25 protein-coding genes are annotated in these 23,953 nt (G+C 72.5%); 10 read left to right on the forward strand and 15 right to left on the reverse strand.

Translation table 11 applies throughout. The features are described 5' to 3' along the window. Positions 1-62: 62 nt before the first annotated feature. Positions 63-1,013, forward strand: a complete 951-nt coding sequence (locus FYX01_RS00995; RefSeq protein ID WP_223830244.1) for a Sir2 family NAD-dependent protein deacetylase — start codon at positions 63-65, stop codon at positions 1,011-1,013. Here FYX01_RS00995 and FYX01_RS01000 read toward each other — a convergent pair. Both FYX01_RS01000 and FYX01_RS01010 read right to left on the reverse strand, forming a co-directional pair. After that, positions 964-1,947 carry an alpha/beta fold hydrolase gene (locus tag FYX01_RS01000; RefSeq protein ID WP_150236505.1) on the reverse strand — a complete coding sequence of 328 codons (984 nt, stop codon included), beginning with the start codon at positions 1,945-1,947 and terminating at the stop codon, positions 964-966. The two genes, FYX01_RS00995 and FYX01_RS01000, sit on opposite strands and share 50 nt — an antisense overlap. Positions 1,948-2,218: 271 nt before the next feature. Further along, positions 2,219-2,785 carry a PadR family transcriptional regulator gene (locus FYX01_RS01010; protein WP_150236509.1) on the reverse strand — a complete coding sequence of 189 codons (567 nt, stop codon included), beginning with the start codon at positions 2,783-2,785 and terminating at the stop codon, positions 2,219-2,221. 141 nt (positions 2,786-2,926) lie between these two features. Between FYX01_RS01010 and FYX01_RS01015 the strand changes: the two genes are divergently transcribed. From FYX01_RS01015 to FYX01_RS01025, 3 genes are all read left to right on the forward strand, one after another. Further along, complete coding sequence (locus FYX01_RS01015; protein WP_223830245.1) at positions 2,927-3,661, forward strand: HEAT repeat domain-containing protein; 735 nt, start codon at positions 2,927-2,929, stop codon at positions 3,659-3,661. After that, entirely contained in the window at positions 3,648-4,682 is a 1,035-nt protein-coding gene (locus FYX01_RS01020) for a HEAT repeat domain-containing protein (protein WP_150236613.1), read from the forward strand. Before FYX01_RS01015 ends, FYX01_RS01020 begins: the two co-directional genes overlap by 14 nt. 321 nt (positions 4,683-5,003) lie before the next feature. Continuing rightward, a complete protein-coding gene (locus FYX01_RS01025) occupies positions 5,004-6,224 on the forward strand; it encodes a cytochrome P450 (RefSeq protein WP_150236511.1) in 1,221 nt (406 codons plus the stop codon). An 87-nt stretch (positions 6,225-6,311) separates the two neighbouring features. On the opposite strand, the gene FYX01_RS01030 is transcribed toward FYX01_RS01025, so the two are convergent. From FYX01_RS01030 to FYX01_RS01065, 8 genes are all read right to left on the reverse strand, one after another. Next, a complete protein-coding gene (locus FYX01_RS01030; protein WP_150236513.1) occupies positions 6,312-7,574 on the reverse strand; it encodes a cytochrome P450 in 1,263 nt (420 codons plus the stop codon). Further along, on the reverse strand, positions 7,571-8,215 hold the full coding sequence (locus tag FYX01_RS01035) for a GTP-binding protein (protein WP_150236515.1): 645 nt from the start codon (positions 8,213-8,215) through the stop codon (positions 7,571-7,573). Before FYX01_RS01035 ends, FYX01_RS01030 begins: the two co-directional genes overlap by 4 nt. Next, a complete protein-coding gene (locus FYX01_RS01040) occupies positions 8,196-8,555 on the reverse strand; it encodes a DUF742 domain-containing protein (protein ID WP_150236517.1) in 360 nt (119 codons plus the stop codon). The genes FYX01_RS01035 and FYX01_RS01040 overlap by 20 nt, the downstream gene beginning before the upstream one ends. After that, complete coding sequence (locus FYX01_RS01045; protein WP_150236519.1) at positions 8,552-9,022, reverse strand: roadblock/LC7 domain-containing protein; 471 nt, start codon at positions 9,020-9,022, stop codon at positions 8,552-8,554. The genes FYX01_RS01040 and FYX01_RS01045 overlap by 4 nt, the downstream gene beginning before the upstream one ends. A 103-nt stretch (positions 9,023-9,125) precedes the next feature. Then, positions 9,126-10,736, reverse strand: a complete 1,611-nt coding sequence (locus FYX01_RS01050; RefSeq protein WP_190394135.1) for a sensor histidine kinase — start codon at positions 10,734-10,736, stop codon at positions 9,126-9,128. Between the two features lie 235 nt (positions 10,737-10,971). Then, positions 10,972-11,391, reverse strand: a complete 420-nt coding sequence (locus FYX01_RS01055; protein WP_223830246.1) for a hypothetical protein — start codon at positions 11,389-11,391, stop codon at positions 10,972-10,974. Further along, positions 11,391-12,464, reverse strand: a complete 1,074-nt coding sequence (locus FYX01_RS01060) for a serine hydrolase domain-containing protein (protein WP_223830247.1) — start codon at positions 12,462-12,464, stop codon at positions 11,391-11,393. Before FYX01_RS01060 ends, FYX01_RS01055 begins: the two co-directional genes overlap by 1 nt. 15 nt (positions 12,465-12,479) lie before the next feature. Beyond that, positions 12,480-13,004 carry an ArsR/SmtB family transcription factor gene (locus tag FYX01_RS01065; protein WP_150236621.1) on the reverse strand — a complete coding sequence of 175 codons (525 nt, stop codon included), beginning with the start codon at positions 13,002-13,004 and terminating at the stop codon, positions 12,480-12,482. Between the two features lie 179 nt (positions 13,005-13,183). Between FYX01_RS01065 and FYX01_RS01070 the strand changes: the two genes are divergently transcribed. Next, positions 13,184-13,681 (forward strand): DUF7144 family membrane protein, encoded by a 498-nt coding sequence (locus FYX01_RS01070; RefSeq protein ID WP_150236521.1) that lies wholly within the window; start codon positions 13,184-13,186, stop codon positions 13,679-13,681. A gap of 310 nt (positions 13,682-13,991) precedes the next feature. On the opposite strand, the gene FYX01_RS01075 is transcribed toward FYX01_RS01070, so the two are convergent. Beyond that, positions 13,992-14,438 carry a carboxymuconolactone decarboxylase family protein gene (locus FYX01_RS01075; protein ID WP_150236524.1) on the reverse strand — a complete coding sequence of 149 codons (447 nt, stop codon included), beginning with the start codon at positions 14,436-14,438 and terminating at the stop codon, positions 13,992-13,994. A gap of 261 nt (positions 14,439-14,699) precedes the next feature. On the opposite strand from FYX01_RS01075, the gene FYX01_RS01080 reads away from it, so the two are divergent. Then, positions 14,700-16,055, forward strand: coding sequence for an MATE family efflux transporter (locus FYX01_RS01080; protein ID WP_150236526.1), 1,356 nt, complete (start codon positions 14,700-14,702; stop codon positions 16,053-16,055). Between the two features lie 21 nt (positions 16,056-16,076). Here the strand turns inward: FYX01_RS01080 and FYX01_RS01085 are convergent, their stop codons facing one another. The 3 genes from FYX01_RS01085 to FYX01_RS01095 form a co-directional block, all read right to left on the reverse strand. Then, positions 16,077-16,769 (reverse strand): response regulator, encoded by a 693-nt coding sequence (locus FYX01_RS01085; protein ID WP_150236528.1) that lies wholly within the window; start codon positions 16,767-16,769, stop codon positions 16,077-16,079. Between the two features lie 61 nt (positions 16,770-16,830). Further along, positions 16,831-17,274 carry a nitroreductase family deazaflavin-dependent oxidoreductase gene (locus tag FYX01_RS01090; RefSeq protein WP_150236530.1) on the reverse strand — a complete coding sequence of 148 codons (444 nt, stop codon included), beginning with the start codon at positions 17,272-17,274 and terminating at the stop codon, positions 16,831-16,833. A 56-nt stretch (positions 17,275-17,330) separates the two neighbouring features. After that, entirely contained in the window at positions 17,331-18,653 is a 1,323-nt protein-coding gene (locus tag FYX01_RS01095) for a sensor histidine kinase (RefSeq protein WP_394350416.1), read from the reverse strand. 101 nt (positions 18,654-18,754) lie between these two features. Here FYX01_RS01095 and FYX01_RS01100 point away from each other — a divergent pair, with 101 nt between their 5' ends. The 4 genes from FYX01_RS01100 (at position 18,755) to FYX01_RS01115 (ending at position 23,258) form a co-directional block, all read left to right on the forward strand. Further along, on the forward strand, positions 18,755-18,925 hold the full coding sequence (locus FYX01_RS01100) for a hypothetical protein (protein WP_223830255.1): 171 nt from the start codon (positions 18,755-18,757) through the stop codon (positions 18,923-18,925). A 100-nt stretch (positions 18,926-19,025) separates the two neighbouring features. Beyond that, positions 19,026-20,075: a hypothetical protein gene (locus tag FYX01_RS01105; protein ID WP_223830248.1), complete on the forward strand. Its 1,050-nt coding sequence runs from the start codon at positions 19,026-19,028 to the stop codon at positions 20,073-20,075. Next, positions 20,027-20,686, forward strand: a complete 660-nt coding sequence (locus FYX01_RS01110) for a TetR/AcrR family transcriptional regulator (protein ID WP_150236532.1) — start codon at positions 20,027-20,029, stop codon at positions 20,684-20,686. The genes FYX01_RS01105 and FYX01_RS01110 overlap by 49 nt, the downstream gene beginning before the upstream one ends. Before the next feature lie 43 nt (positions 20,687-20,729). After that, complete coding sequence (locus FYX01_RS01115) at positions 20,730-23,258, forward strand: MMPL family transporter (protein WP_150236534.1); 2,529 nt, start codon at positions 20,730-20,732, stop codon at positions 23,256-23,258. 55 nt (positions 23,259-23,313) lie between these two features. Here the strand turns inward: FYX01_RS01115 and FYX01_RS01120 are convergent, their stop codons facing one another. Further along, positions 23,314-23,949, reverse strand: a complete 636-nt coding sequence (locus FYX01_RS01120) for a TetR/AcrR family transcriptional regulator (RefSeq protein WP_150236536.1) — start codon at positions 23,947-23,949, stop codon at positions 23,314-23,316. Positions 23,950-23,953 lie beyond the last annotated feature (4 nt).

Below are 23,953 nucleotides of genomic sequence, written 5' to 3' on the forward strand. Positions count from 1 at the left end.
GAGAAGCGTCTGACCGCCGGGGAGGCCGCGCGCACTCCGGACCGCCGCGTACCCTCGAAGGCGTGAGGAACACGCTCGACGCCGACGACCCGGAGGTCATGGCGGCCCGGATGCGCGAGGCCCTCGGCGAGGGGCCGGTGGTCGCACTGACCGGTGCGGGCCTGTCCACCGACTCGGGTATCCCCGACTACCGCGGCCCGGACTCGCCACCGCGCAAGCCGATGACCTACCAGCAGTTCGTCGGCGACGCCGCGTTCCGCCGCCACTACTGGGCCCGCAACCACGTGGGCTGGCGCCACGTGCACCGGACCCTGCCCAACGGCGGCCACCGCGCGCTGGCCGCGCTGGAGTCCTCCGGCGCCCTGGCGGGGGTCATCACCCAGAACGTGGACACCCTGCACGAGAAGGCGGGCAGCAGACGGGTGATCGACCTGCACGGCCGCTACGACCGCGTCATCTGCCTGTCCTGCTCCGAGGTGACCGCCCGCGACGCGCTGGCCGAGCGGCTCAGCGCGCTCAACCCCGGTTTCGCCGACGGGGTCCCCGACGTGGAGGTCGCCCCCGACGCCGACGCGGTCCTGGCCGCCACCGAGGGGTTCCGGGTGGCCGACTGCGGGTCGTGCGGCGGCATGCTCAAACCGGACATCGTCTACTTCGGCGAGAACGTGCCCAAGGCGCGCGTGATGGAGGGCTACGACCTGGTGGACGGGGCGTCGGCCCTGCTCGTGGCGGGTTCGTCGCTGACCGTCTTCTCTGGGCGGCGCTACGTCAAGCGCGCGGTCGAGCGGGGCAGGCCGGTGGTGGTCCTCAACCGGGGCGGCACCCGGGCCGACGACGTGGCCGCGCTCACCGTCCACGCGGGCTGCTCCGAGGTGCTGACCGCCCTCGTGGCGGTCTACGCCGATGGCCCCGGCCCGGACCGCGCTTCGACCCGCACGGCCCGGGTCACCGGTGGGGAACCGCTCAGTCCCGCGTCCCGAGGTGGGCGAGGAAGTCCACCAGGGCGGCGTTGACCTCCGCGGGGCGCTCCTGCTGGGTCCAGTGGCCGCAGCCGGGCAGGGTGACGTTGGCGTGCAGCTTCGGTGCGATCGTCGGCAGGGCCTCGCGCAGTTCGGGGATCCCCCGCATGACGGTGACCATGTCCATGTCCCCGACCATGTACAGGGCGGGGACGTCGATGCCGCGCCCCTGGAAGGGCGACATGAGCCCCTGGTTGCGCTCGATGTTGCGGTACCAGTTCAGAGGTCCGGTGTAGGCCCGGGCACCGTGCAGGGCGTGGTCGCGGGCGAAGGCTGCCACGTCCTCCTCAGTGAGCCACGAGGGCAGCTCCTCCGGCTCGGGCAGGGGCTCCAGCAGGGTGGCGCCCTCGGGAACGATCCACAGCCGCGGCTCGTCCGCGTACGGGTTGTCCCCCGAGGCGCCGACCAGGATCCGGCGCAGGAACGAGGCGGGATCGGCGGCCAGTTCGGCGTCGGCGACGCCGGGCTCCTGGAAGTAGACCTGGTAGAAGCCCTCACCGTAGATCTCGCGGGTGACCGAGGGCGCGGGCATCATGGCGGGCGGGAACGGCGGGACGCTCAGGCCAGCCACTCCGCGGACCAGGTCGGGACGCATCATGGCGGTGCTCCAGGCCACGGGCGCGCCCCAGTCGTGGCCGACAAGGACCGCGCTCTCCTCGCCCAGGGCCCTGATGAGGCCGACGACGTCGCCGACCAGGTGCGGCAGCGTGTAGGCGTCCACGTCCTCGGGCTGGTCGCTGCGGGCGTAGCCGCGCTGGTCGGGGGCGACCACGCGGTACCCCGCCTCGGCCAGCGGCCCGAACTGGTGGCGCCAGGAGTACCAGCTCTCGGGAAAGCCGTGCAGGAGCAGCACGAGCGGTCCGCTGCCCTGCTCCGCGATGTGCATGCGGATCCCGTTGACCTCGACGTCCCTGTGTTCCACGTTCATTGCGCGCTCGCTCCCCGGTACTGAGGTGGTGGTCGGAATCACGCTATCCCAGTGGTGGCCGGGCTTTCGGGCCGCCCCGGCAACGTGGGGAGGACACATCCGGGAAGGTGCGGGGACCTCCTTCGCGGTGGCCCGAGGAGGCCCGCCGCGCCCCTTCCCCGCGTCCGATCCCCCTGGTCAACCGCTTGTGGCCCGCCCTGGCCGACGGCGGGGCGCGGGTGGTGTCGGTGGCCTCCACCGGGCTCGGTCGTCCCCGGAGGAGTCGGTGCGGTCACTCCTGGCGGACGACGGCACGGCGGTCCAGGGCGTCCAGGACCCGCTCGCCCCAGCGCACGTTCTCGCGTTCGAGTGCCAGGCCTCCCATGAGGGTGAGGTAGGGGCCGATCCGCTCGGCGCGGGCCAGGTGCTCCTCCTCGGTGCGGCCGTCGAGCAGGCGCTCCCGCAGGCGCTCGTAGCGGGCCAGCCTGCCGCGCGCCCACTCGATCCTCTCGGCGACGGAGGCCCGTACCGCATCGGTGTCCCCGGCGTCGGCGGCCTGCAGCTGGACGAGGAACTCGTCGCGTAGCGCGGCCGGCCGGGGCGGTTTGGCGGTGAACTCGCGCAGGACGCGGCGTCCCTCGTCGGTGAGCGAGAAGACCCGCTTGTTGGGGCGCCGCTCCTGTTCGACGACGGTGGCCCCGACCAGCCCGTCCGCCTCCATGCGGTCGAGCTCGCGGTAGAGCTGTTGGGGGGTGGCCGCCCAGAAGTTGGCCACGGAGGCGTCGAAGTTCTTCGCCAGGTCGTACCCGGAGGCCGGGCCGTCCAGCAGGGCGGCCATCACGGCGTTGCGCAGTGCCATGCCGGCAGCATAACCGTCGCTAGGCAACGACACACCTAGACAACTCGTTGCCCCTGGACACCTGTGGCTGGCCGTTGCCACTCTCCACAACACCTGTTCAACGAACTGACCATCGCGTCGCCGGTCGATATCACCCCACGCTTGACATTGACACTGTGGCAAGGTCTTGGCTGGTCGCCGGAGGTGGTTCCCATCAACACGCCGCGCACGAACCCACTGGACGCGCACCTGGTCGACGCTCTGGCCGCCAGCGCCTCGTCAACGCGCCTCGAGGCCGCCCTCGCGGTCGGCGCCCGCCCCGACCCCGCTCTGCTCGACACCCTCGTGGCGCGGTGCGCGGTCGAACCCGACTTCTTCGTGCGCGACATGCTCACGTGGGCGTTGACCCGTCTCCCCCCGGCCATCACTGTGCCCAGACTGCGCGCGCAGCTGTGTTCGGAGAACGCCCGGGCCCGGAGCCAGGCATTGCATACACTGTCCAAGGTCGGGGACGCCAGCGCGTGGCCCGCGCTGACGCGGTCCCTGCTGCGCGACTCCGACGACGAGGTCGCCCGGAGCGCATGGCGTGCCGCCGTCGCCCTCGTGCCCGACGGGCGGGAGAAGGACCTGGCCGAGGAACTGGCCACGCAGCTCGGTCGCGGCGACCGGGAGGTGCAGCTCAGTCTGAGCCGCGCCCTCGTCGCACTCGGGGAAGCGGTCGAGCCGATGCTTCGGGCGGCGACGGGAAGCGACGACCCGGGCGTCCGCGCGCATGCGAGCGCCACGGAGCGGCTCCTGCGCGACCCCGACGCCGGTTTCGAGCTCGCCGTCGACGAGGCGAGACGATTAGTCGCGCTTGGCGGGGAACGGGGGCTGGGACAGCGTGCTGATCGGTGAGGTGGCGCGCCGCTCGGGTGTGAGCACCAGGATGCTCAGACACTACGACGCCCTCGGGCTGGTGCGGCCGACCGGCCGTACCGGGGGCGGCTACCGCGAATACGCCGACGAGGACATCAGGCGGATCTTCCATGTGGAGAGCCTGCGAACCCTTGGCCTGTCGCTGCGCCGGATAGGACGCGTCCTGGAGGATCCCGGCTTCGCACCGTCCGCGCTCATCGGCGAACTCGTCCGGGAAACCGAGGGGCGGCTGAGCCGGGAGCAGGAGCTGCTCACGAGGCTCCGCGCGGTCGAAGCGTCGGAGCCCTCCGGTTGGGAAGAGGTCCTGCGCATCGTCGAACTCCTGCACGGGCTCGGCTCGCCGAACGCCGCACGGCGACAGCAGGCCGTGCTGGCCCCGACCGCGGGTGTACCCGTCCGGCTGCTGGCCGAGATGATCCTGGCCGAGTCCGATCCGAACGTCGCCGGTGCCCTGCGGTGGGCACTCGCACGTGCGGACCACGACGCTGTGGCGAGCCTGGCACCAGGCTTGGGATCGGAGAACGTCGACGCCCGGCGGCGCGCGGTGATGGCGCTCGCCGAGATCCCCGGTGACGAGGCGGCCGCGGCGCTCGCAGACGCGATCGAGGATCCGGACACGACGGTCCGCGGGCACGCCGCCCTGGCGCTGGGAGCGCGTGGGATGCCCGAAGCGGCGCCGACGCTCGTCGGCATGGTGGTCGACGGCGCGAACGACGTCGAGGCGGCCGAGGTCCTGGGGACGTTGGCACGGGACCCGGGAAGGGCGGGCCGGATCAGGAACGCACTGGTCGACGGGCTCGCCGCCCATCGCGGGGATCTCGCGGTGCGGATGCGCCTGGTCCAGGCGCTCGCCGAGATGCCGGGTGCCGTCGCACTGGAGGTCCTACGGCGATTGGCCCACGACGACGACCGAGCCGTGGCCCGTACCGCATCGTCCTTCGCGAGAATGATCGAGGAGGAGCAGGCGCACGACGGCACCCGAGACATCGCGGATCCGTGAACCACGGCACGGGGAGGCAGGCCCCAGGCCGGGCACGATCCCTTCACGTGCGCGAGGGTGCCCTGAACCCCGGGCCCGCCCCCGGATGTGGCCCGGGAGGTGGTCGGAGCGGGTCCCGGCCTGGTCGGCGAACACGGTCGACCACGACAAGAGAACGATCCAGGAACCACCGAGTTACTGGTCAATATCTCCCATAAAGGAAATTACGACCATAAACAACTTAAGTCACCCAGGGTCGGAAAACACTTCTTCCTCTGGACCCGGTCTGGGGCGAAACCTACTGTGGAGACGCGATTCCCCCCACCGGTGAAGGAGATGGACATGACCGTGGCTCCCGAGGTCCCGGACATCCTTTCCCAGGAGTTCCTTTCAGACCCTTATCCCGCTTACCGCCTCATGCGCGAGCACGCTCCCCTCTTCTGGCACGAGGCCACACAGAGCTACGTCGCCTCCCGGTACGAGGACGTCAGACGGGCCTTCAAGGACCCGGTCTTCACCACCCGCAACTACGACTGGCAGCTGGAGCCGGTCCACGGGCGCACCATCCTGCAGATGGACGGACGCGAACACGCGGTGCGGCGGGCCCTGGTCGCACCGGCCTTCCGGGGCGCGGAGCTGCGGGAGCGGTTCCTGCCCGTCATCGAGCGCAACAGCCGGGAACTGGTCGACACCTTCCGCCACACGGGTGAGGTGGACCTGGTCTCGCAGTTCGCCACGCGGTTCCCGATCAACGTCATCGTGGACATGCTCGGCCTGGACAGATCCGACCACGACCGGTTCCACCGGTGGTACACGTCGATCATCGCCTTCCTGGGCAACCTCTCCCAGGACCCGGGGGTCGCGGAGGAGGGGCTGCGCACACGCGAGGAGCTCGCCGCCCACATGCTGCCGGTGATCCGCGAGCGCAGGGAGAACCCCGGCGAGGACCTGCTGTCCACCCTGTGCACCGCCGAGGTCGAGGGCACCCGGATGAGCGACGAGGACGTGAAGGCCTTCTGCAGCCTGCTGCTGGCCGCGGGCGGGGAGACCACCGACAAGGCGGTGGCGAGCATGTTCGCGAACCTGGTCTCCCATCCCGAGCAGCTGGAGCGGGTCCGGGAGGACCGGGGCCTGGTCCCGCGCGCGTTCGCCGAGACGCTGCGTTACACCCCGCCCGTGCAGATGATCATGCGCCAGCCCCGGCACGACGTGGAGCTGGACGGCGGGACCGTGCCCGCCGGCGCGACCCTCATCTGCCTGATCGGCTCCGCCAACCGCGACGGCGACCGCTTCACCGACCCCGACACCTTCGACGTGCTCCGTCCCGAACTGCGGGAGACCACCTCGTTCACCGCCGCGGCCGAGCACCTGGCCTTCGCCCTGGGGCGGCACTTCTGCGTGGGCGCCCTCCTGGCCGAGACCGAGGTCCGGGTGGCGACCAACCACCTGCTGGACGCCATGCCCGACCTCCGCCTGGCCGAGGGCGCGGTCCTGGAGGAGACGGGCGCCTTCACCCGGGGGCTGCGGGAACTGCCGCTGCGCTTCACTCCGGCCGCGGGCTGAGGGGCCGCAGGGCCCGGGCCGGCCGAGCCGCCGGGGCCACCGGGTCCGCGGTGGGCGGCGGGAGGGCGGACATCCCCTCCCGCCGCGCTACCTTCCCGGTGTGAACCGCACCGGGAGCTCGAACAGGCCGCGCATCCACACCGACGGCCGCCACTCCAGCCGCTCCGGCGGCACCGCCATCCGCACGTCCGGCAGCCGGTCCAGCAGGCTCTCCACGGCCGTGCGGGCGATCATCGTCGCCACCTCCGGTGCGGGGAAGGGGCACCCGTGCTCGCCGTGCCCGAAGGACATCTGCGCGCGGTTGCTGCCGTAGATGTCGGGGAGTCCGGCGTGCAGGCGGGGGTCGGCGTTGGCCGCGGACAGGCCCAGGACGAGCAGGTCTCCGCGGCGGATACGGCGCCCGCCCAGCTCGCAGGTCTGCGCGGCCCACCGGCCGATGAAGTTCTGGGTGGGGGTGTTCTTCCACAGGACCTCGTTGAGGGCCTCCCCGGAGCTGCCGCGTCCCCCCTGCAGGGTGAGGGAGAACTGGTCGTCGACCAGCATCAGCCGCAGGGTGTTGCCGATCCAGTTGCCGGTGGGCGCCTGGGCCGCGGCGAGGACGACGAGGAGGTCGATGACCGCCTCGGCGTCGCCCAGGCCCACCGGGTGCCGCAGGAGCCGGGAGGGCACATCGTCGCGGGGCGCGCGGCGGCGGTCGGCGACCAGGTTCCCCAGCCGGGTGTGGAGGCGCTGGTGGGCCCCGCCCGCGTCGGCGGTGACGTCGAGCGACAGGAGGATGTCGCGCACCATGGCCGGAACCTCCTCCTCCGGCATGCCGTACAGGCGGGCGATCACCCCGGCGGGGATGTGGTGCGCGTACTGGCCGATCAGGTCGGCCTCGCCCTCGGCGGAGAAGGTGTCGATGAGCCCGTCGGCGACCTGCTGGCACAGGGCCTTGAGGTCGATGCGGTCGATGGCGTCCAGGGCGTCGCCGATCGCCCCGGCGCGCCGCTGGTGCTCGGCCCCCTCGGCGAACATGACCGAGGGCGTCCACATCACGTAGGGCATGAGCGGCCAGTCCTCGGGGATGTTGTCCCACTGGTTCCAGCGGCGGCAGTCCCGGGCGAACCACTCGGGCCTGCTGGTGACGTGGTGCAGTTCCCGGTAGCCCAGCACGAACCACGCGGGGACGTCCCCGTCCAGCAGGATGGGCGCCACCGGACCGAAGCGCCCGCGCAGCTCCTCGTAGAGCCCGGCGGGATCGCGGGCGATGTCGGGACCGTAGAAGCGGACGGCCTCGGCGTGGTCGGGGAACGGCGGACCGCTGCTGGGCGGGGCGGCGGCCTCCGTCAGGCCCGGGGTGTCGTTCACTGCGTGTCCTCGGGAGTGGATGCGGGTGTGGGCGCGGACCCGTGCACGGGTCCGGACACGTGCTGGACGAGGGTGACCAGGACGTCGCGGCTGGACTCGCGGCTGCGTGCGTCGCAGTCCACCAGGGGCACCCGGTCGGAGACGTCGAGGGCCCGGCGCACCTCGGCGAGGCCGGGACCGGGTCCGGGACCGAAGCGGTTCACCGCGACGACGAAGGGCGTGCGGTGGTGTTCGAGCCGGTCGATGGCGTACCAGGAGTCCCGGACGCGGTCGGTGTCGACGAGGACGACCGCGCCGAGGCTGCCCGTGAACAGTTGGTTCCACAGGAACCAGAACCGCTTCTGGCCGGGGGCGCCGAAGAGGTAGAGCACGCGCCGCTCGTCGATGGTGATGCGTCCGAAGTCGAAGGCCGCGGTGGTGGTGCGCTTGTCGCGGACCGCGCTGATGTCGTCGACACCCGCGCTGGCCTGGGTCATGATCTCCTCGGTGCTCAACGGGCGCATCTCGCTCACGGAGCCGACCAGGGTGGTCTTGCCGACGCCGAAGCCGCCGACGACGACGATCTTGAGGGCGTTGTCGGCCGTTGTGGCGAGCGGGGCCCGGGTCGGCGCGGTCCGCTGTTCAGAGGCGTTGGAGGGCAAGGAGCACCTGCTTCAGGGTCTCGGGGTCGTGTCCCTCGGCACGCTGGACCGAGGAGGCGGGGTGGCGGGCCGCCACCCGCCCCGTGTCCAGCAGGTCGAGCAGGAGGATCCGCACGACGCTGACGGGCAGTCCGAGTTCCGCGGAGACCTCCACGACGGCGGTCGGGAACACGCACATCCGCAGGATCGCGGCGTGCTCGGACTGCATTCCGGGCACAGGCTCGCACTCGGACACGATGAGGGTGACCGAGTCGAGTGTGCGGGTGTCCGTGTCGCCGCGTCCTCCGGTCACGGTGTACAGGCGGTCCGGGGACTCCCGCTGGAGAGGGTCGTGGTTCATCGTGTCTGTTCGGCGCCCGTTCCGGTTCCGGCCCACCTGTTCCGCTCGCCCCGTTCGCCCTCCCCGGCCCGGTCGATCCGGCGCGGCGCCGCCGTCAGGAATCCACCGATCTGCTCGACGAGCTCGTTCATGTTGTGGCCGACCACGCCGACGTCGGCGTCCTGGGCGGTGACGACCGCCAGGTGGGCGCCCTCGCCCGCGCAGACGATGAGCAGGATCCCGCCGCCGAACTCGGCCATGGCCTGGCCCGCCCCGCCGCCGTTCCCGAACTCGGCGGAGGCGCTCAGGGACAGGCTCTGGATGCCCGCGGAGATCGCGGCGAGCTGGTCGGCGCGGTCCACGTGCAGTTCGCGGGTGTGGCACATCTTGAGTCCGTCCCTGGACAGGACGAGGACGTGGCGGATGCCCGGTGTCCTGTGGCGCAGGTTCTCCAGAAGCCAGTCGAGACTGGTGTCCATGGTCTCCATCGGGCCTTCGCTCTTCCCTTCGGCTTGTCTGGGCTCTTCGTCGTGTCATGCGGTCGGTGAGGCCGGATGGGCCCGGTGCGGCCTTAGTGGTGGAGTGGGTGTGTCACCGCGCCCCGGGCGGGGCGTCACCGGTGCCGCCCGCGTCGCGGAAGGCGGCGAACCTGGTGCCGGGGTCGCCGGTCCCGGGCGTGTGCGTCGGCTGCGGGGAGAGCTGGCGCGGCTCCTCCCGCAGCGCCGCCGCGAGGGTCTGGCCGCGCCGCCGCTGGGGCAGCCCGGACGCGCGGCGCGCGGGCGCGGCCGGGGCGGCGGCCGGGACACGGCCGTGGACCGTGTCCTCGGCCTCACGGGGGCGCTGCCCGTTGTGGCGGGGGGACCCGAACCCGCCGAGCGCGGGATGGGAGTCGATGACCAGGTGGGGCGGGACGAGGACGACGACGCCGATACCGCCGCGCGCCGAGGGCCGGAAGCTGACGCTGAGCCCGTACTTGTCGGCGAGGCGGCCCACGACCGCCAGGCCCATGCGGGTCCCGCGCAGGGTGGACAGGTCGCGCGGGTGGGTGACCAGGCTCTCGGCCAGTCCGCGCTCGCGCACGCGCATGCCCAGGCCGCTGTCCTCCACGGTGATGGTCAGGCCGGTGTCCTCCTCCTGGACGTAGACGTGGACCTCGGTGTCGTAAGCGGAGAAGTTGGCGGCGTTGTCCATGAGCTCGGCCAGGGCCTGCATGACGCCCTCCGCGGCGTATCCGGCGATGGCGGCGGTGCTGACGTTGTGCAGCCGCACGCGGCGGTAGGCGCTGATCCGGCCCATGGCGCCGCGCAGGATGCTCTCCATGACGATGGGGCGGGTCCAGCGCCGGCCCGAGCGGCCCCCGGCCAGGACGACGAAGCCGTCGGTGAGGCGGCCGGTGCGCGACACCCCGTGGTCGATGTCGAGCAGGTCGCCGAAGATCCCGGGAGCGTCGCCGTAGCGGTCCTGGAGTTCGCGGAGTTTGGCCAGCAGGGCGGTCAGGTGGGCCTGGACGCGGGCACCGGAGGCGGAGGCGGCCTCCATGGCCGAGGCGGAGCGGCGCGCGGCCGCCAGCAACTCCTCCAGGACGTGCCGGCGCAGCCGGGCGAGCGCGTCGTCGACGGGCGGCAGTTCGTTCCGGAGGGCCTCGGTGGCGCCGACACGGTTCTCGCGGATACGGGTGACCATGAGCGGCAGACCGGTGCGGTCCAGGTCGGCGACCTGCTCCTCCAGGTCGGCGCGGCGGACCCGGTCGTGGGCGGCACGGGCCTCGACGGCGTCGAGTTCGGCGCCGACGGCGCGGGCGATCCGGTGCAGCGCGGCGTGGCTGGGCCGCGGGTGGCGTGCGAGGACCTCACGCGCGGAGCGGCCCTCGCGGACACCTTCGGAGAGGGCCGGCAGGAGTTGGTCGACCAGGTGGGCCGTCTCGCGTTCGAGTGTCCCGGCGGCGGCGTCGGCCCGGGCGCCGTGGTCGCGGGCGACACGGGCGGCCGCGGCCTGGTGGGCGGCGACGGCGACGGCCACGCACAGGGCGACTCCGGCCGTTCCGACGGCGACGGCCACGCTCTGGCGCGCGTCGGCGTGGGTGGTGATCACCACCCACGACCAGGCGGGGGCCGCCAGCGCGGTCACGAGGAGGAACGCGACCAGGGCCTGTTGTCCGGGGCGGAGGCTGTGCCGTTTCCGGCCGGACGCGTGTACTGACATGGGCGGAATCCTCGCGGAGCGATCGTGCGAAGGGGCGGGGCGGCGCCCGCCTCCGTCGCCCGGTCTCCGGGCAGGGGAGGTCCACCCGGATATCCCTCGGGGTATTCGAAGGCGGACGGAATTTACCGTAGACCACATACGAGAGGCACGTGGGCGTTCTGGCCAGGAATACCCCCGCCCCCACGGGGAAACAGGGCGTCTCGTCGTTTCTGAATTCTGGCATTTCCTGCATTCATCACTTTCCGCCCATCGTTTCCCCGTCAGCCGAAGACGCCGAGGACGAGGAGCGCGGTGACGGCCGCCGCGAGGAACACCAGCGTGCCGACCGCGGAGATCCACCTCGTGGCCGCGCCCCGGTCCGCCCCCGCGCGGGCAGTTCCGGCCAGCGCAGCACCACGCCCGCGGCGGCGGCCGCCGTCAGGGCCACGACCAGGTACCACACCACCACGGGGAAGACCGCCCACGAGGTCATGAGCAGGGCGATCAGCAGGTAGAGGAACGCGCCGGACAGCCTGGCCAGCGCGTCCCAGCGGTCCGGGAAGCGGCGGCGGCCCTCGCTACGCCACGCCCGCAGGAGGACGTCCGACGCGGTCAGGACGCAGAGGCCGTTGAAGAACACCCCCAGGAGGTAGGGGAGAAGGCCCGTCACGTCCATCAGGAGTCCTCCCCCGTGAGCAGTTCCAGCGCCAGCGGCTCCAGGCCGGCGGTGGTGTTGCCGAAGGCGAGCACGGCCCGGCCCGCCCCCCGGTCCAGGGCGACCATGGCGGAGAACCCTCCGGTGCCCCCGTTGTGCCAGGTGACCTCGGTGTCGCCGTGCTCCTCCACGACCCAGGCGTAGCCGATCCGGCCGCCGCTCCCGTCGTCCCAGCGCGGTTCCAGGGCCGCTGTGCCGGGGGAGGTGCCCTCCAGCAGGGCGCGGGCGTAGCGCTCCATGTCGGCGGGGGTGGAGCGGACCCCGCCCGCGGGCGCGTAGGCGTGTGCCAGCCAGGGGTCGGCCGGGCGTCCGCGGTCGGTGTACCCCGCGGTCGCGTCCTCGGGCAGGTCCTCCCGGGAGTCGGGCAGGATCGTCTCGTCCATCCCCAGCGGGTCGAGCAGCCGCTCCCGCAGCAGGGTGGCGTAGTCGGTCCCGGCGGCGTTGGCCAGGGCGTGTCCCAGAACGGCCGTGCCCATGTTGGAGTAGCTGGACTCGCCGCGGCCGGACAGTTCGGCGGCGGCGACCTGCTCGACCAGGGTGCCGTAGTCGTAGGGGTAGGGGTCGAGGCCCAGGTTGGCGGCCACCAGCGAGGTGACCCAGTCGGTCGGACGGCTGGGCAGCCTGGGCAGGCCTGAGCGGTGGCTGGACAGTTCGGCCAGGGTGACGTCGGCGGCCGGGGCGCCGTCCAGGTCGACGAGCTCGCCGAGCCGGGTGTCCTCGGTGACCTCGCCCCGCTCGACGGCGTCGGCCAGCAGCGCCCCGGTCATGGTCTTGGCCACCGATCCGATCTCGTAATCGGTGTGCTCGTCCGCGCCGAAGTGCGCGGAGCGGGTCCGGTCGCCGTCGACCTCGACGACGCCGACCCGGTCGTGGGTGCCCCCGGCCAACAGCGGCCGGGCCCGGTCGAGCAGGCCGGGGTCACCGGTCTCCTCGGTGGACAGGGTCGGCGTGTGCGGCCGTACGGCGATCCCGACGGCGACGACCAGGACGGCCACCGCGCAGGCGGCCGCGACGACCCACGTTCTGGATCCCACGGGTCCTTACCTTTCCTAGGGTGTGCCTCCCGCCGCCGTCAGGATGGCGAGCAGGGGGACGACGCGTTCCGGGGGAATCGCGTAGTGGCCGCGCCGGACGGTGGTGAGCCATCCGGCCGCGGCGAGCAGGTTGACGTGGTGGTAGATCTGGCCGGTGGTGCCGAAGTCGGAGCGCTCGGCCAGTTCGGCGACGGTGCCGGTGCCGTTCCAGACGGCGTGCAGCAGCTGGAGGCGGACGGGGTTGCCCAGGGCGTCGAGGCCGGCGGCGTGCCGGGACCAGTCGGCCCCCTCCAGGCGCTCGACCGGCAGTCCCTGCTGCCACTCCAGCCCGTTCTCCTCCCCCTCTCCGCGGACGATCCCGGCGAAGACCACGCCGCCGCGCCCGGTGACGTGCTCCCGCAGGGCGTTGAGCGCGAAGAACACGTCCTCGGTCGGCCGCGCCGCGGCTCCGGCCCGCGCGGACCGCCCGTCCGCGCCCTCCTCCAGAGCCGCGACCCGTGCCTCCAGGTCCGCCAGCCGCTCCTCCGTCGTTCTCTCCACCACGCCTCCACGATACATGTTGTTCCGTAACTACGTAATAGCGTTACTCTGGCAGCCGTGCCCGGGAGCTTTGCCCGATCCGGAGACGGGGGTGAGGTGCCGCTGACCGTCCGGATCCGATGATGGGTGTAAGGCTCGCGGACCGCGCACCCGCCAGGGACGGCCGGAAAGGAGCGGACATGCGAAAGCAGGGAGCCGACGGCTGGGAGTTCTTCGTCGCGACACTGCTGCTCATCACCGGGGCCGTCAACGTCGTCCAGGGGATGGTGTCGTTCTTCACCCCCGCCTTCTACACCGCCACCGGTGCGGACGTGCTCTTCCCGGAGTACGCCTCCTGGGGCGTCCTGCTCGGCCTGTGGGGCGTGGCCCTGATGGTCGCCGGACTGGCCGTGCTGTCCCGCAGCACGTGGGCCCGGTCCTTCGCCCTCGTGCTCGCCGCGCTGAACGCCGTCGCCCAACTGGGCTTCGGCACAGCGGTCCCGTGGTGGTCCGTGGTGGCCATCGCCGTGGACATCGTGGTGATCTACGGCCTGACCGCGGGCTGGCCCTCCGGGGAGTCGGCGGGCACGGAGGGCTCGGAGGAGGGCGGGGCCGTCTACCGCAGCGGGTACGAGGCCTCCCACGCGGCGCCCCGGCCCACGCGGTCGCCCGAGCAGACCACCGGCCGAGGTTCCTGAGAGCCCCTCCCGAGCCGCCTCCGTTCCCCAGGACGGGGGCGGTTCTGCTCGGCCGGCCCCCGCCCGGGCCCCGGAGGCCGTGGACGCGCGGGAGAGGCGGGTCCTCGGCTGGCTCGCCGGGAGCCGGGGCCCCGGCGCGTTCCCAAGGGCTGCGCCGTGTGCGCGGGAGTGCGGTCCCGGACGTGACGGGGGACGGCACGGGGAGCGTGCGCCGCGCCCCCGCCACCGGCGCTGACCGCGCCGGAGGAGAGGTAGCGCGCGTTCCGGCCTCGGGCCACCGAACCGCTTCGCCGGTGGCCCGCTACCGGATTCAGCGCTTGCGCGGGTGCAGGTGGCTGGTGACGGCCAGCCGGTTGTAGAGGTTGATCATCGAGGCGGCGGTGATGAGCGCGGCCAGGGCCTGGTCGTCGAAGTGCCCGGAGGCGGCGTCGTAGGCCTCGTCGGACACCCCGTGCTCGCCCATCCGGGTGATCTCGTCGGTGAGCGCCAGGGCGGCCCGCTCGGCGTCGGTGAAGATCTCGCCGGCCTCGTACCAGGCGGAGACCAGGAAGAGCCGCTGCTGGGTCTCCCCCGCGTCCAGGGCCGCCCGGGTGTGCAGGTCGACGCAGAAGGAGCAGCCGTTGAGCACCGAGGCGCGCAGTTTGACCAGTTCCAGGACACCGGTGTCGAGGTGTCCGGCGATGATCTTGTCGATTTCGTCCAGTTTTCCGTAGACCTCGGGAAGTTTCTTCGCCCAGATCACGCGTTCTTTGGCCACGGAACAGCCCTCCTCGTCGGACGCTTTCGCCGCCCCGGTCCGGGAACCGGGGCCCGGACGACAACGCTACCAACGCGCCGCCCTCCCCCGAGGGGCCGGGATCCGGACGGGACAGGAAAAGCCGATTCCGGGCGTTTTTCGACTTTCCCAAAAAGGCTCGACACGGTGAAGGAAGGGGATTCAGGGTTCGGTATCGCCTTTGTCGGTCGGGATGTTAGGTTCTCCGTTGCCCAGGAAGCGACCTTCCCCGGAGGGAAACCGATGTCCACCGCCCCCGCGTCCGGAGGAACCGGGAAACCGCTGGGCGACTCCGGGACCGTGGGCGCTCTGGCCCGGAGGATCGCGGGCAAGGCGGGCCCGCTGTACCTGTCCATGCTCGCCACCATGGCGGGCGGCATGGTCACCGCGGGAGTGCTCGGCAACGCCGGGACCGCGCAGCTCGCGGCCTACGCCCTGGTCATCGCGGTGTTCAACCCGGTACTGATGGTCATTCAGGGTGCGTTGCGCGGGTCGACGCCCTTCGTCGCCGAGAACGGGGAGGATCCCCGGAAACTCGCCCCGGTGGTCCGCGACAGCCTGTGGCTGGCCCTGACCATGGGCGCGCTCGGCGCCCTCCTGATCACCACCGTGCCCCTGTGGGGGCGGCTGGCCGGGGTGGCCGCCCCCACACTGGCCGCGCTCGGCCCCTATCCGCTGCTCATGGGCCTGTACGTGGTCGTCGCCTCGGTGGGGGCCTCGGTGACCGTGCTGCTCATCGGGTTGGGGCACAACCGCGCCGTCCTGGCGCTGAGCCTGGTCACCACCGTCCTCGCGGTCGCCCTCGTCCCCGCGCTCGTGCTGGGACCGGGCCCGGTCCCCGCGATGGGGCTTCCCGGCGCCGGACTGGCGGTGCTGGCCGGCGGGGGCGCCACCGTCTGCCTGTCGCTGTACGTCGCGCGCCGTGTGACCGTCCTGCGCGAACAGCCGGTCGGACTCGGCGCGCCCCACTGGGCGGGTGTTCGACGGATCGCCCGGGTGGGGCTGCCCTCCGGCTCCACCCTGCTGGTCAAGTTCGGCACGATGGGCGTCCTGGCACTGGCGGTGGCCCGGATCGGTTCCGCGGAGGCCGCCGCCCACCAGCTGCTCGTGGTCGTGGCCACCTTCGTGTTCCTCGCGGCCACGGCCACCGGGCAGTCCACCGTGCCCCTCACCGCCCGCGCGGCCGGGAGGGGCGACCGGGCCGGGGTGCGCCGGTCCCTCCTGGCGGGCTACCTGGTGGCGGTCCCGGTGGTCGTGGTGAGCGCGGCGCTGGTGTGGGCCGCGTCGGGGACGGTCGTCGGCCTGTTCACCGACGACCCCGACGTGGCGGCCCTGGTGACCGCGCTGCTGCCCGTGCTGTTCGCGGTGGTCGTGGCCGACACCGTGCAGGCACTGCCCGGCATGGGCCTGTTGGGCCTCAAGGACGCCAGGCCCTCGATGTACACGTTCGCGGTCTGCTACGGGCTGTTGGCCCTGGTGGCGGTGCCCGTCGCCGGGGCCGGAGGGCTGACGTCGGTGTGGACCGTGTACGCGGTGGCGACCGCCGGGCTGGTGGCCGGGCAGGGCCTGGCGTTCTGGCGGCTGTCCGCGCGGATCTGACACCGCGGGAACCGTACGGGACTACCCGGGGCCGCGGGCGTCGTGGGTGAGCAGTGCCAACTGCACCCGCCCGGACAGGTCCAGTTTGGCCAGGGCGCTGGACACGTGCGCCTTCACCGTGCCCATCGACATGTACAGCCGCTCGGCGACCTCGGCGTTGGACAGCCCGTCGGTGACCGCCTCGGCCACCTCCCGCTCGCGGCCGGTGAGCAGTGCCAACCGCTCCCGGGCCCGTTCACGGCGCGAGGGCGCCTCGGTGCGCTCCACGGGGTCGGCACCGGCCACCCGGTCCATGAGCGCGCGGGCCACGCTCGGCGACAGCACCGGCTCACCCGCGGCCGCGCGGCGCACCGCCTCCACGATCCGCTCCGGCGGCGTGTGCTTGAGCAGGTATCCGGCGGCACCCGCGCGCAGCGCCCGTACCACGGTGGCGTCGGCGTCGAAGGTGGTGAGCACCAGGACCTGGGGAGGGACGCCCCCGCCGCCGCGCAGAGCCTCGGTCGCCGCGATCCCGTCCGTTCCGGGCATGCGCACGTCCATGAGCACCACGTCCGGCCGGTGCTCGGCCACCGCGGCGGCCACCTCGGCGCCGTCCCCGGCCTCGCCCACCACCTCGATGTCCCCGTCGCCGGCGAGCATGATGCCCAGACCGGACCGGACCAGCGGGTCGTCGTCGACGAGCAGGACGCGCACGGGAGTGTTCACGGTCTCCATCCTGGCGTCCTTCCCTCCGGAAAGGGGGCTCCCGCCCGTGGGGGCACGGCCCCGGGAGGGCTCACTGGTCGGTGACGGGCTCCAGCACGAGGACCGGGATCTCGCGGTCGGTCTTCTCCTGGTAGTCGGCGTAGTAGGGGAACGCCGCCACGGCGCGCTCCCACCACAGCGCCTTCTCCCCACCCGTGACCTCACGGGCGGTCATGTCCTTGCGTACGGTGCCGTCCCGGAGTTCCACGTGGGGATCGGCGACGGCGTTGCGGTACCAGGCAGGGTGGTTGGGCGCGCCGCCGAGCGAGGCGACGGCGGCGTAGCGGCCCTCGTGCTCCACCCGCATCAGCGGTGTCTTGCGCAGCCTGCCGGTCTTGGCACCGCGCGTGGTGAGCAGGATGACGGGCCGGCCGCGCAGGGTCATCCCCTCGGCCCCGCCGGAGCTCTCGATCCGCTCGACCTGCTTGCGCACCCACTCCACCGCGTTCGGCTCGTACACACCTTCGAGCGGCATGGAATCCGTCCCCTCGTCGTGGCCCGTCCCGCCACAGGACCCTACTCCCAACACCATCACCTGGGGGGTACGGGCCAGGGCAGCGTGGCGGCCAGGCGGAACACCCCGTCCGAGGGGCCGTGGGCCAGGGCGCCGCCGTCCAACGCGACCCGTTCGGACAGGCCGGTCAGGCCCGCTCCCGCACCCGGGATCTCGGCGGGGGCCGTCCCCACCGGCAGCGGGTTGGCCACCGACACCTCCAGGTCCCGGCCGGGACCTCCGCTGATCCGTACCTCCACCCGGGCACCGGGTGCGTGCTTGCGGGTGTTGGTGAGCCCCTCCTGCACCACCCGGTAGGCGGTACGGCGCACCTGGCCGGGAGGTTCGGCGCCGTCGGGGACGTCGAGGACGTGCCCGACCCGCTGACCCGCCCGGGCCGCCTCCTCCACCAGCCGGGTGACGTCGGCCAGGACGGGCGGTTGGGGCACGGCGGTGCCCGCGTGCTCCTCGTCCTCCCCCGACACGGTGTCGGCCGAGCGCAGCACCGACAGGATGCCGCCCAGCTCCTCCAACGCCTGGTGGGCGTTGTCGCGGATGACGCGCACCGCCGAGCCCAGCTCCGCCGGGTCCAGGGGGTGGGCCCGGCCCTGTTCGGCGCGTTCGGTCCGGTAGGCCAGCGCACCGACGTGCACCGACAGCAGCGACATGCGGTGGGCGACCACGTCGTGCATCTCTCGGGCGATGCGCCGGCGCTCCTCGGTCCGGGCCGCGGCCAGGCGACGCTCGCGGTCCTCGCGCTCGCGCCGCACGTCGGCGCGCAGCCGTTCGACCAGTTCGCGGCGGGCCCGGATGGCCACGCCCCAGCCCATACTGCCCACGATGATCGACATGGCCGCGACCAGCACGATGATGCTGTCCACCCAGCTCGGGAGCACCAGGAAGATCCAGGGCAGGCCCAGGACCAGGCACGCCGCCACCACCACCGCCGCCTGCTGCAACGGTCGGCGGGCGGCGAGGCCGACCAGGGCGATGACCAGCGCGGCGGTGGCCGAGTCGGAGGCCGCCTGGACCACGCACAGCAGGATCCCGACGCCCAGAGGGTGGCTGCGGCGCCACCACAGCGCGAGGCAGCCGAGTGCGCCCAGGACCACATCCGTCGGAACGAGCCAGTCGGGCACATGGTCCTGTAGGCCGAGGCCGTAGGAGAGGGCGGTGTGGGCCCACCACAGCACCGCGACCAGGAACAGCAGGGTGTCGACCGCCCACGCGCGAAGGCCGTGCCGTCCCCCGCCACGGGTTCCCCCGGTCGCCGACCCGGTCACCGGATCGCCCGACGGGCAGGGCACCAGGTCGGCCGAAGGTCCGGTGCCCGTGCCGCCCGCGGCCGGTCTCGTGTCCACGCCCTCCCCCTCTCCTCCTGCCCAGAGTAGGACGGCCGTCCTCGCGCCGCCCCGGTCGAGGGGCTGCCGTTTCCCCGGGCGGGTGGCCGGACGGACAGGCGGTGGTGGAGCGGCTCCCCGACCGGGTGGCCGTCATCGCCCGGGGGAGGGTGCTGACCGACGGTTCGCTGGAGGAGGTACGCGGGGCGGACGCCACCCTGGGGGACACCTTCGTGCGGCTGGTGGGCTCGCGTGGGATGGAGGAGGGTGAGCTGGCGTGGCTGGCCTCCTGATCCGGCTGAAGTTCACCCTGCTGCGGCACTCGTCGAGCGGGATGCGGCTGTTCTGCATCGTCCTGGCCCTCGGGGGTCTGCCCTGACCTGGTATTTCGCGGTGGCGGCGGCGTCGGACGGCGTGCGCGCGGATCTGCTCTCGCTGGTGTTCGCCGTGTGGGCGGCGGGCTGGATGCTCGGCCCGACCGTGGCCAACGGCACGGGGGTGCTGCGTTCGCAGTACTTCGCGCTGCTGCCCCTGGACCGACGCCGGGTGGGCGGACTGCTGCTGGTGACGATGTTCTTCGACGTCGGCCCCGCGCTGACACTGGTGGCGCTGGCCGCGCTGGCCTGGCACGCGCTGGCGCTGGACCCGGCGTCGCTGCTGGTTGCGGTACCGGGTGTGCTGCTGCTGTGGGTGTTCGCGATCACCCTCTCCCGGCTGGTGTTCCGGGCTCTGGGCGCGGCGATGCACTCACGGCTGGGTGTGGAGATCGCGTCGGTGCAGTGGGGACTGATCCTGGCCGGGATGTTCTTCGGGTGGATGGCGGTGCAGCCCGCGTTCCGGGCGACGCTGAGCCTGAGTGAGAACGGCCTGGGCGAGGGTGCCACGGGCACGGTACTGGCCGTGCTGCCGACCTCGTGGCCGCTGCTGGCGGTGGAGGCGGCGGCCGGTTCCTGGACGGCGGCCACGGCCTGGTTGGGCGGCTTCGCCCTGGTCACCGCCGGAATGGTGGCGGTGACCAGCGTGCTGCTGGCGCCCCGGGTGGAGGCGCGCGGGCTGCGCCGCCGTGTTCCTCTCCCTGTGGGGCCTGCCGTGGCTGTCGGTGCCGGTGGGCGCGGCCAAGGGGGTGTTCGTGGCCTGGTGGCTGGGCCGGGTCGCCCACCGGAGGTTGGAGGCGCGGCTCCCGGAGGCGTTCACCCGGACCAGGTACGGCGGGAAGGTCGCGCTCCAGGCCCTGCAGGAGAACGGGTCCCTGCTGGGCCGGCTGGAGCGCACCGCGATGCGGGGCAACTCCGAGACCAGGCCCACCGGCTCCTGAAGGACCCCGGCCCCGAATGTGACTGGGTGCACTCAGTGCTTCGTTGCACTGAGTGCAACCGTGTCCGTAACGTGGGAACGTGGACAAACCGCAAGAACCGCCCTCACGTGATCGGCGTGAGGCACTGAAGTCGCGCCATCGCCGCGCCATCGTCGACGCCGCCGCCGCACTGATGACCGAACGCGGGGACACGGGCTTCACCGTCGACCAGCTCGCCGAACGGGCCGACGTCTCCCGCAGAACCGTGTTCAACCACTTCAGGTCCCTGGACGACATCGTCCTCGAGGTGTTCGGCGAGATGCTGGAGGCGATCGTCGACAGCATCGAGGCCAACCTCACCGCCGCCGGCGACCACGCGGGGAACATGTTCGACGAGTTCGCCGCGGCGATACGCGAGACCGACCTGGTCACCCCGGTCACCCGGCTCAAGCACTTCCTCAGGCAGAAGGGGCACGAGCCCGCCCCGAGCCAGGCGGCGCTGTTCGAGCGGGCCATCAACGACGTGAGCACCCGCCTGGCGGCGATCATGATGCGTCGCCATCCGCGTGCCGACCCACTCGTGGTCGACCTCATGTGCGGCGCGGTCATCAGCGGCGGCACGGTCATGGTCCAGCGCTGGGAGCAGACCACCGGAGGAGTCGACAGCGAAGACTCCCGCCGGGTCTGGGCCGATCTGCTGGACCGCATGCTCGCCGTGAACCGTGACGGCTACGGAAACCTCGGTCCGCACACCTCCTGAGCGCGACCCCGCGCTCCCCTCACCCACTCCGTTCGCAGGGACCATGGCTGAATTTCTCTACAGACTCGGGCGTGCGTGCGCACGTCGCGCCCCAACCGTCATCGCGATCTGGCTGGCCCTCCTGGTGGCCTCCGGTACCGCGTTCTTCCTCTTCTCAGGCGACTTGGAGGACAGTTTCTCCATTCCCGGGACGCCCACCGACGAGGTGGAACAGCTCCTGTCGGAGGAGTTCTCCGGGATGGGCGGCGGCACGGGCACCGTCGTCTACCAGACCGAGGACGGCTCGGACTTCACCGAGGAGCAGCAGGACGCGATCGCCGACCGCGCGGAGGAGGCCACCGGGGTCTCCGGCGTGGAGGACGCGATCGACCCGTTCGCCACGGAGCACGAGCGCGCCGACCGGCGGCAGGAGCTGGAGGCGGGCCGCGAGGAGCTGGAGGACGGGCTCCAGGATCTCGAAGCCGGTCAGGCGGAGCTCGACGAGAGCCGGTCCCAGGCCGAGTCCGCCGGGACGCTCGACCAGGCCGAGGCCGGGCTCGACGCCGAACAGGCCGTGATCGACCAGAACCGTGAGGAGCTGGAGGCGGGCCTGGAGGAGGTCGAACGGGGCGAGGCCATGCTGGAGACGGCCTCCGGGATCCGCTCGGTCTCCGAGGACGGCGACACCGCCCTGGTCCGCATCGCCTTCACCGACAGCCAGACGGAGGTCTCCCAGGAGATCCGCGACACCGTCATGGAGGTCTTCGAGAGCGACCCCGTGCCCGGCACCACCGTCGACTTCGGCAACGACATGGCCATGACCATGCCCACCCTGGTCAGCGCCGCCGAGGTGATCGGTGTGATCGTGGCCGGCGTGGTCCTGGTGGTCATGCTGGGCACCCTGGTGGGCGCGGGCCTGCCGATCCTGACGGCGCTCGTCGGTGTCGGCGTCGCCACCCTGATCGCGATGTCGCTGTCCGGAGTGCTGGAGATGGCGTCGGTGACACCGATCCTGGGCCTGATGCTCGGCCTGGCCGTCGGTATCGACTACGCGCTGTTCATCATCAACCGGCACCGCCGCCAGCTCAAGCAGGGCGTCGACGCCGGTACGTCCATCGGCCTGGCCAGCGGGACCGCGGGCAACGCCGTGGTGTTCGCGGGAACGACCGTGCTCATCGCGTTGCTGGGCCTGAACCTGACCGGGATCGGGTTCCTGGGCCTCATGGGCAGCGTGGCCGCCGTCTCCATCGCCATCGCCGTGCTCATCGCGATCACGCTCGTCCCGGCGCTGCTGTCGCTTCTGGGCACGCGTATCCTGTCTCGCCGTGAGCGCGCCCGCCTCTCCGAGAGCGCCTCCGCTCCCGGGGAGGGCGCGGGTCCGGCGGATCGGACCCGGCCGATGTCGAACGGCCGTGCGCTGGTCCAGGCCGCCGTCGCCGTGATCGCCCTGGGCGTGGTCGCCCTGCCCGCCCTCGACCTGCGGCTGGGCATGCCCGACGGCTCCTCGGAGCCCACCGACTCCACCCAGTACCGGGCCTTCACCGCCGTGGAGGAGAACTTCGGCGCGGGGCAGAACGGCACGCTCCTGGTCGTGGCCGGGCTCACCGGAGGGCCGGACGAGGAGGCCGCGGAGCAGAACGCCCAGGAGGAGCAGGCGCTGGTCGCGGAGGAGCTCTACTCCCACGACGACGTGGCGGCGGTGGCCCCCGTCGCCGTCTCCGACGACCACGCCCTGGCCATCTTCCAGGTCGTGCCCGTCGAGGGCCCGGCCAGCGCCTCCACCGAGGACCTCGTGCACACCCTCCGCGACCTGGAGCCGATCGAAGGCACCGGACCGCTGGGGGTCGCGGGTATGGCCAGCGGCAACATCGACATCTCCGAGACCCTGAGCGAAGCGCTGCCGACCTACCTCACGGTGGTCGTGGGCCTGTCCCTGGTGATCCTGCTGCTGGTGTTCCGGTCGGTCTTCGTGCCGGTCGTGGCCACGCTCGGGTTCATCCTGTCCTTCTTCGCCGCGCTGGGCGGCGTGGTGGCCGTCTACCAGTGGGGGTGGCTGGGCGGCCTCTTCGGGCTGGAGAACACCGGACCGGTGCTGAACTTCCTGCCCACGCTCCTGGTCGGGATCCTGTTCGGCCTGGCGATGGACTACATGCTCTTCATCGGCACGGGCATGCGCGAGGCCTACGTGCACGGCTCGCCCTCACGGATCGCCGTGGTGCGGGGCTTCCGGGCCGGGCGCGCGGTGGTCACCGCCGCGGCGGTCATCATGATCTCGGTGTTCGGCGGGTTCGTCTTCTCCCACAGCGTCATGATCAGCTCGATCGGTTTCGCGCTCGCCTTCGGTGTGCTCATCGACGCCTTCGTCGTGCGCATGGCACTGATCCCCGCGCTCATGCACCTGGCCGGGAACGCGGCGTGGTGGCTGCCCAGGTGGCTCGACCGGATCCTGCCCGACATCGACGTGGAGGGCGCCTCCCTGGAGAGCCGCCATCCGCGTGAGCAGGCGCCCGGGGCCGGCGACGCACCGGCCGCCGAGGACACGCGTTCCTCCTCCGAGGAGGCCGCGGACCGCGTGGCCTCCGAGCGGGGCTGAGGCACACGTGGTCCAGGGGCCCGGGAGCGGTGGTCACCGCTCCCGGGCCCCGTGCTCAGTCCCGGTTCCTGACGCGGTCGAAGACGCCGGTGAGCCCGTCCAGGAAGGCCGACAGCGCCAGCTCGAAGCTCGCGTCGTCGATCTCGGTGGCGTGCTCGGGCAGGCGGTGGGCCTGCGACAGGTTGGGGTAGCGGTCCCGGTAGACGCGCACGTCGTCGTCGAACCCGCGCGCGAAGGAGTTGGTGGCGGCCCCCACGACCAGGTACTTGGTGGAGGCGCCGATCATCGTGGCGTAGCGGGGCGGCCATCCGGCGCCCACCAGGCCGCCGTGCACGGCGTCGGCGCGGCGCAGCGCCTCCTCACGGCGTCCGGGCCCGGAGGAGACCACCGGCAGCAGGTGGGGGTGCTCGGTGAGGGCGTCGCGGTAGGACCGGGCCCAGACGGTGAGCCCCTCACGCCAGTCGCCGCCCTCGAACCCCGAGACGTCGATGTACGAGGTGACCTCGTTGGCGACGTCGGTGAGCAGCTCCTCCTTGGTGCGGTAGTGGCTGTAGAGGGAGGCCGCCTGAACGTCGAGTTCCTGGGCGAGCTTGCGCATGGACAATCCGTCCAGCCCGGCCCGGTCGATGAGCGCGAGCGCGGACGTGCGGATGGCCGGTTTGCTCAGGATCGGCGTCTTGGGTCGGGCCACGGAA

The organism is Nocardiopsis quinghaiensis (assembly GCF_008638365.1).
GTDB classification, from domain to species: Bacteria; Actinomycetota; Actinomycetes; order Streptosporangiales; family Streptosporangiaceae; genus Nocardiopsis; species Nocardiopsis quinghaiensis.

Bases quoted from the DNA above. Each gene is read 5' to 3' on its own strand.
- FYX01_RS01090 (WP_150236530.1), bottom strand. From the start codon at position 17,274: ATGCCGCTCGAAGGTGTGTACGAGCCGAACGCGGTGGAGTGGGTGCGC.
- FYX01_RS01000 (WP_150236505.1), bottom strand. From the start codon at position 1,947: ATGAACGTGGAACACAGGGACGTCGAGGTCAACGGGATCCGCATGCAC.
- FYX01_RS01115 (WP_150236534.1), top strand. From the start codon at position 20,730: ATGGCTGAATTTCTCTACAGACTCGGGCGTGCGTGCGCACGTCGCGCC.
- FYX01_RS01025 (WP_150236511.1), top strand. From the start codon at position 5,004: ATGACCGTGGCTCCCGAGGTCCCGGACATCCTTTCCCAGGAGTTCCTT.
- FYX01_RS01040 (WP_150236517.1), bottom strand. From the start codon at position 8,555: ATGAACCACGACCCTCTCCAGCGGGAGTCCCCGGACCGCCTGTACACC.
- FYX01_RS01070 (WP_150236521.1), top strand. From the start codon at position 13,184: ATGCGAAAGCAGGGAGCCGACGGCTGGGAGTTCTTCGTCGCGACACTG.
- FYX01_RS01055 (WP_223830246.1), bottom strand. From the start codon at position 11,391: ATGGACGTGACGGGCCTTCTCCCCTACCTCCTGGGGGTGTTCTTCAAC.
- FYX01_RS01010 (WP_150236509.1), bottom strand. From the start codon at position 2,785: ATGGCACTGCGCAACGCCGTGATGGCCGCCCTGCTGGACGGCCCGGCC.
- FYX01_RS01085 (WP_150236528.1), bottom strand. From the start codon at position 16,769: ATGGAGACCGTGAACACTCCCGTGCGCGTCCTGCTCGTCGACGACGAC.
- FYX01_RS01080 (WP_150236526.1), top strand. From the start codon at position 14,700: ATGTCCACCGCCCCCGCGTCCGGAGGAACCGGGAAACCGCTGGGCGAC.
- FYX01_RS01045 (WP_150236519.1), bottom strand. From the start codon at position 9,022: ATGGAGACCATGGACACCAGTCTCGACTGGCTTCTGGAGAACCTGCGC.
- FYX01_RS01050 (WP_190394135.1), bottom strand. From the start codon at position 10,736: ATGTCAGTACACGCGTCCGGCCGGAAACGGCACAGCCTCCGCCCCGGA.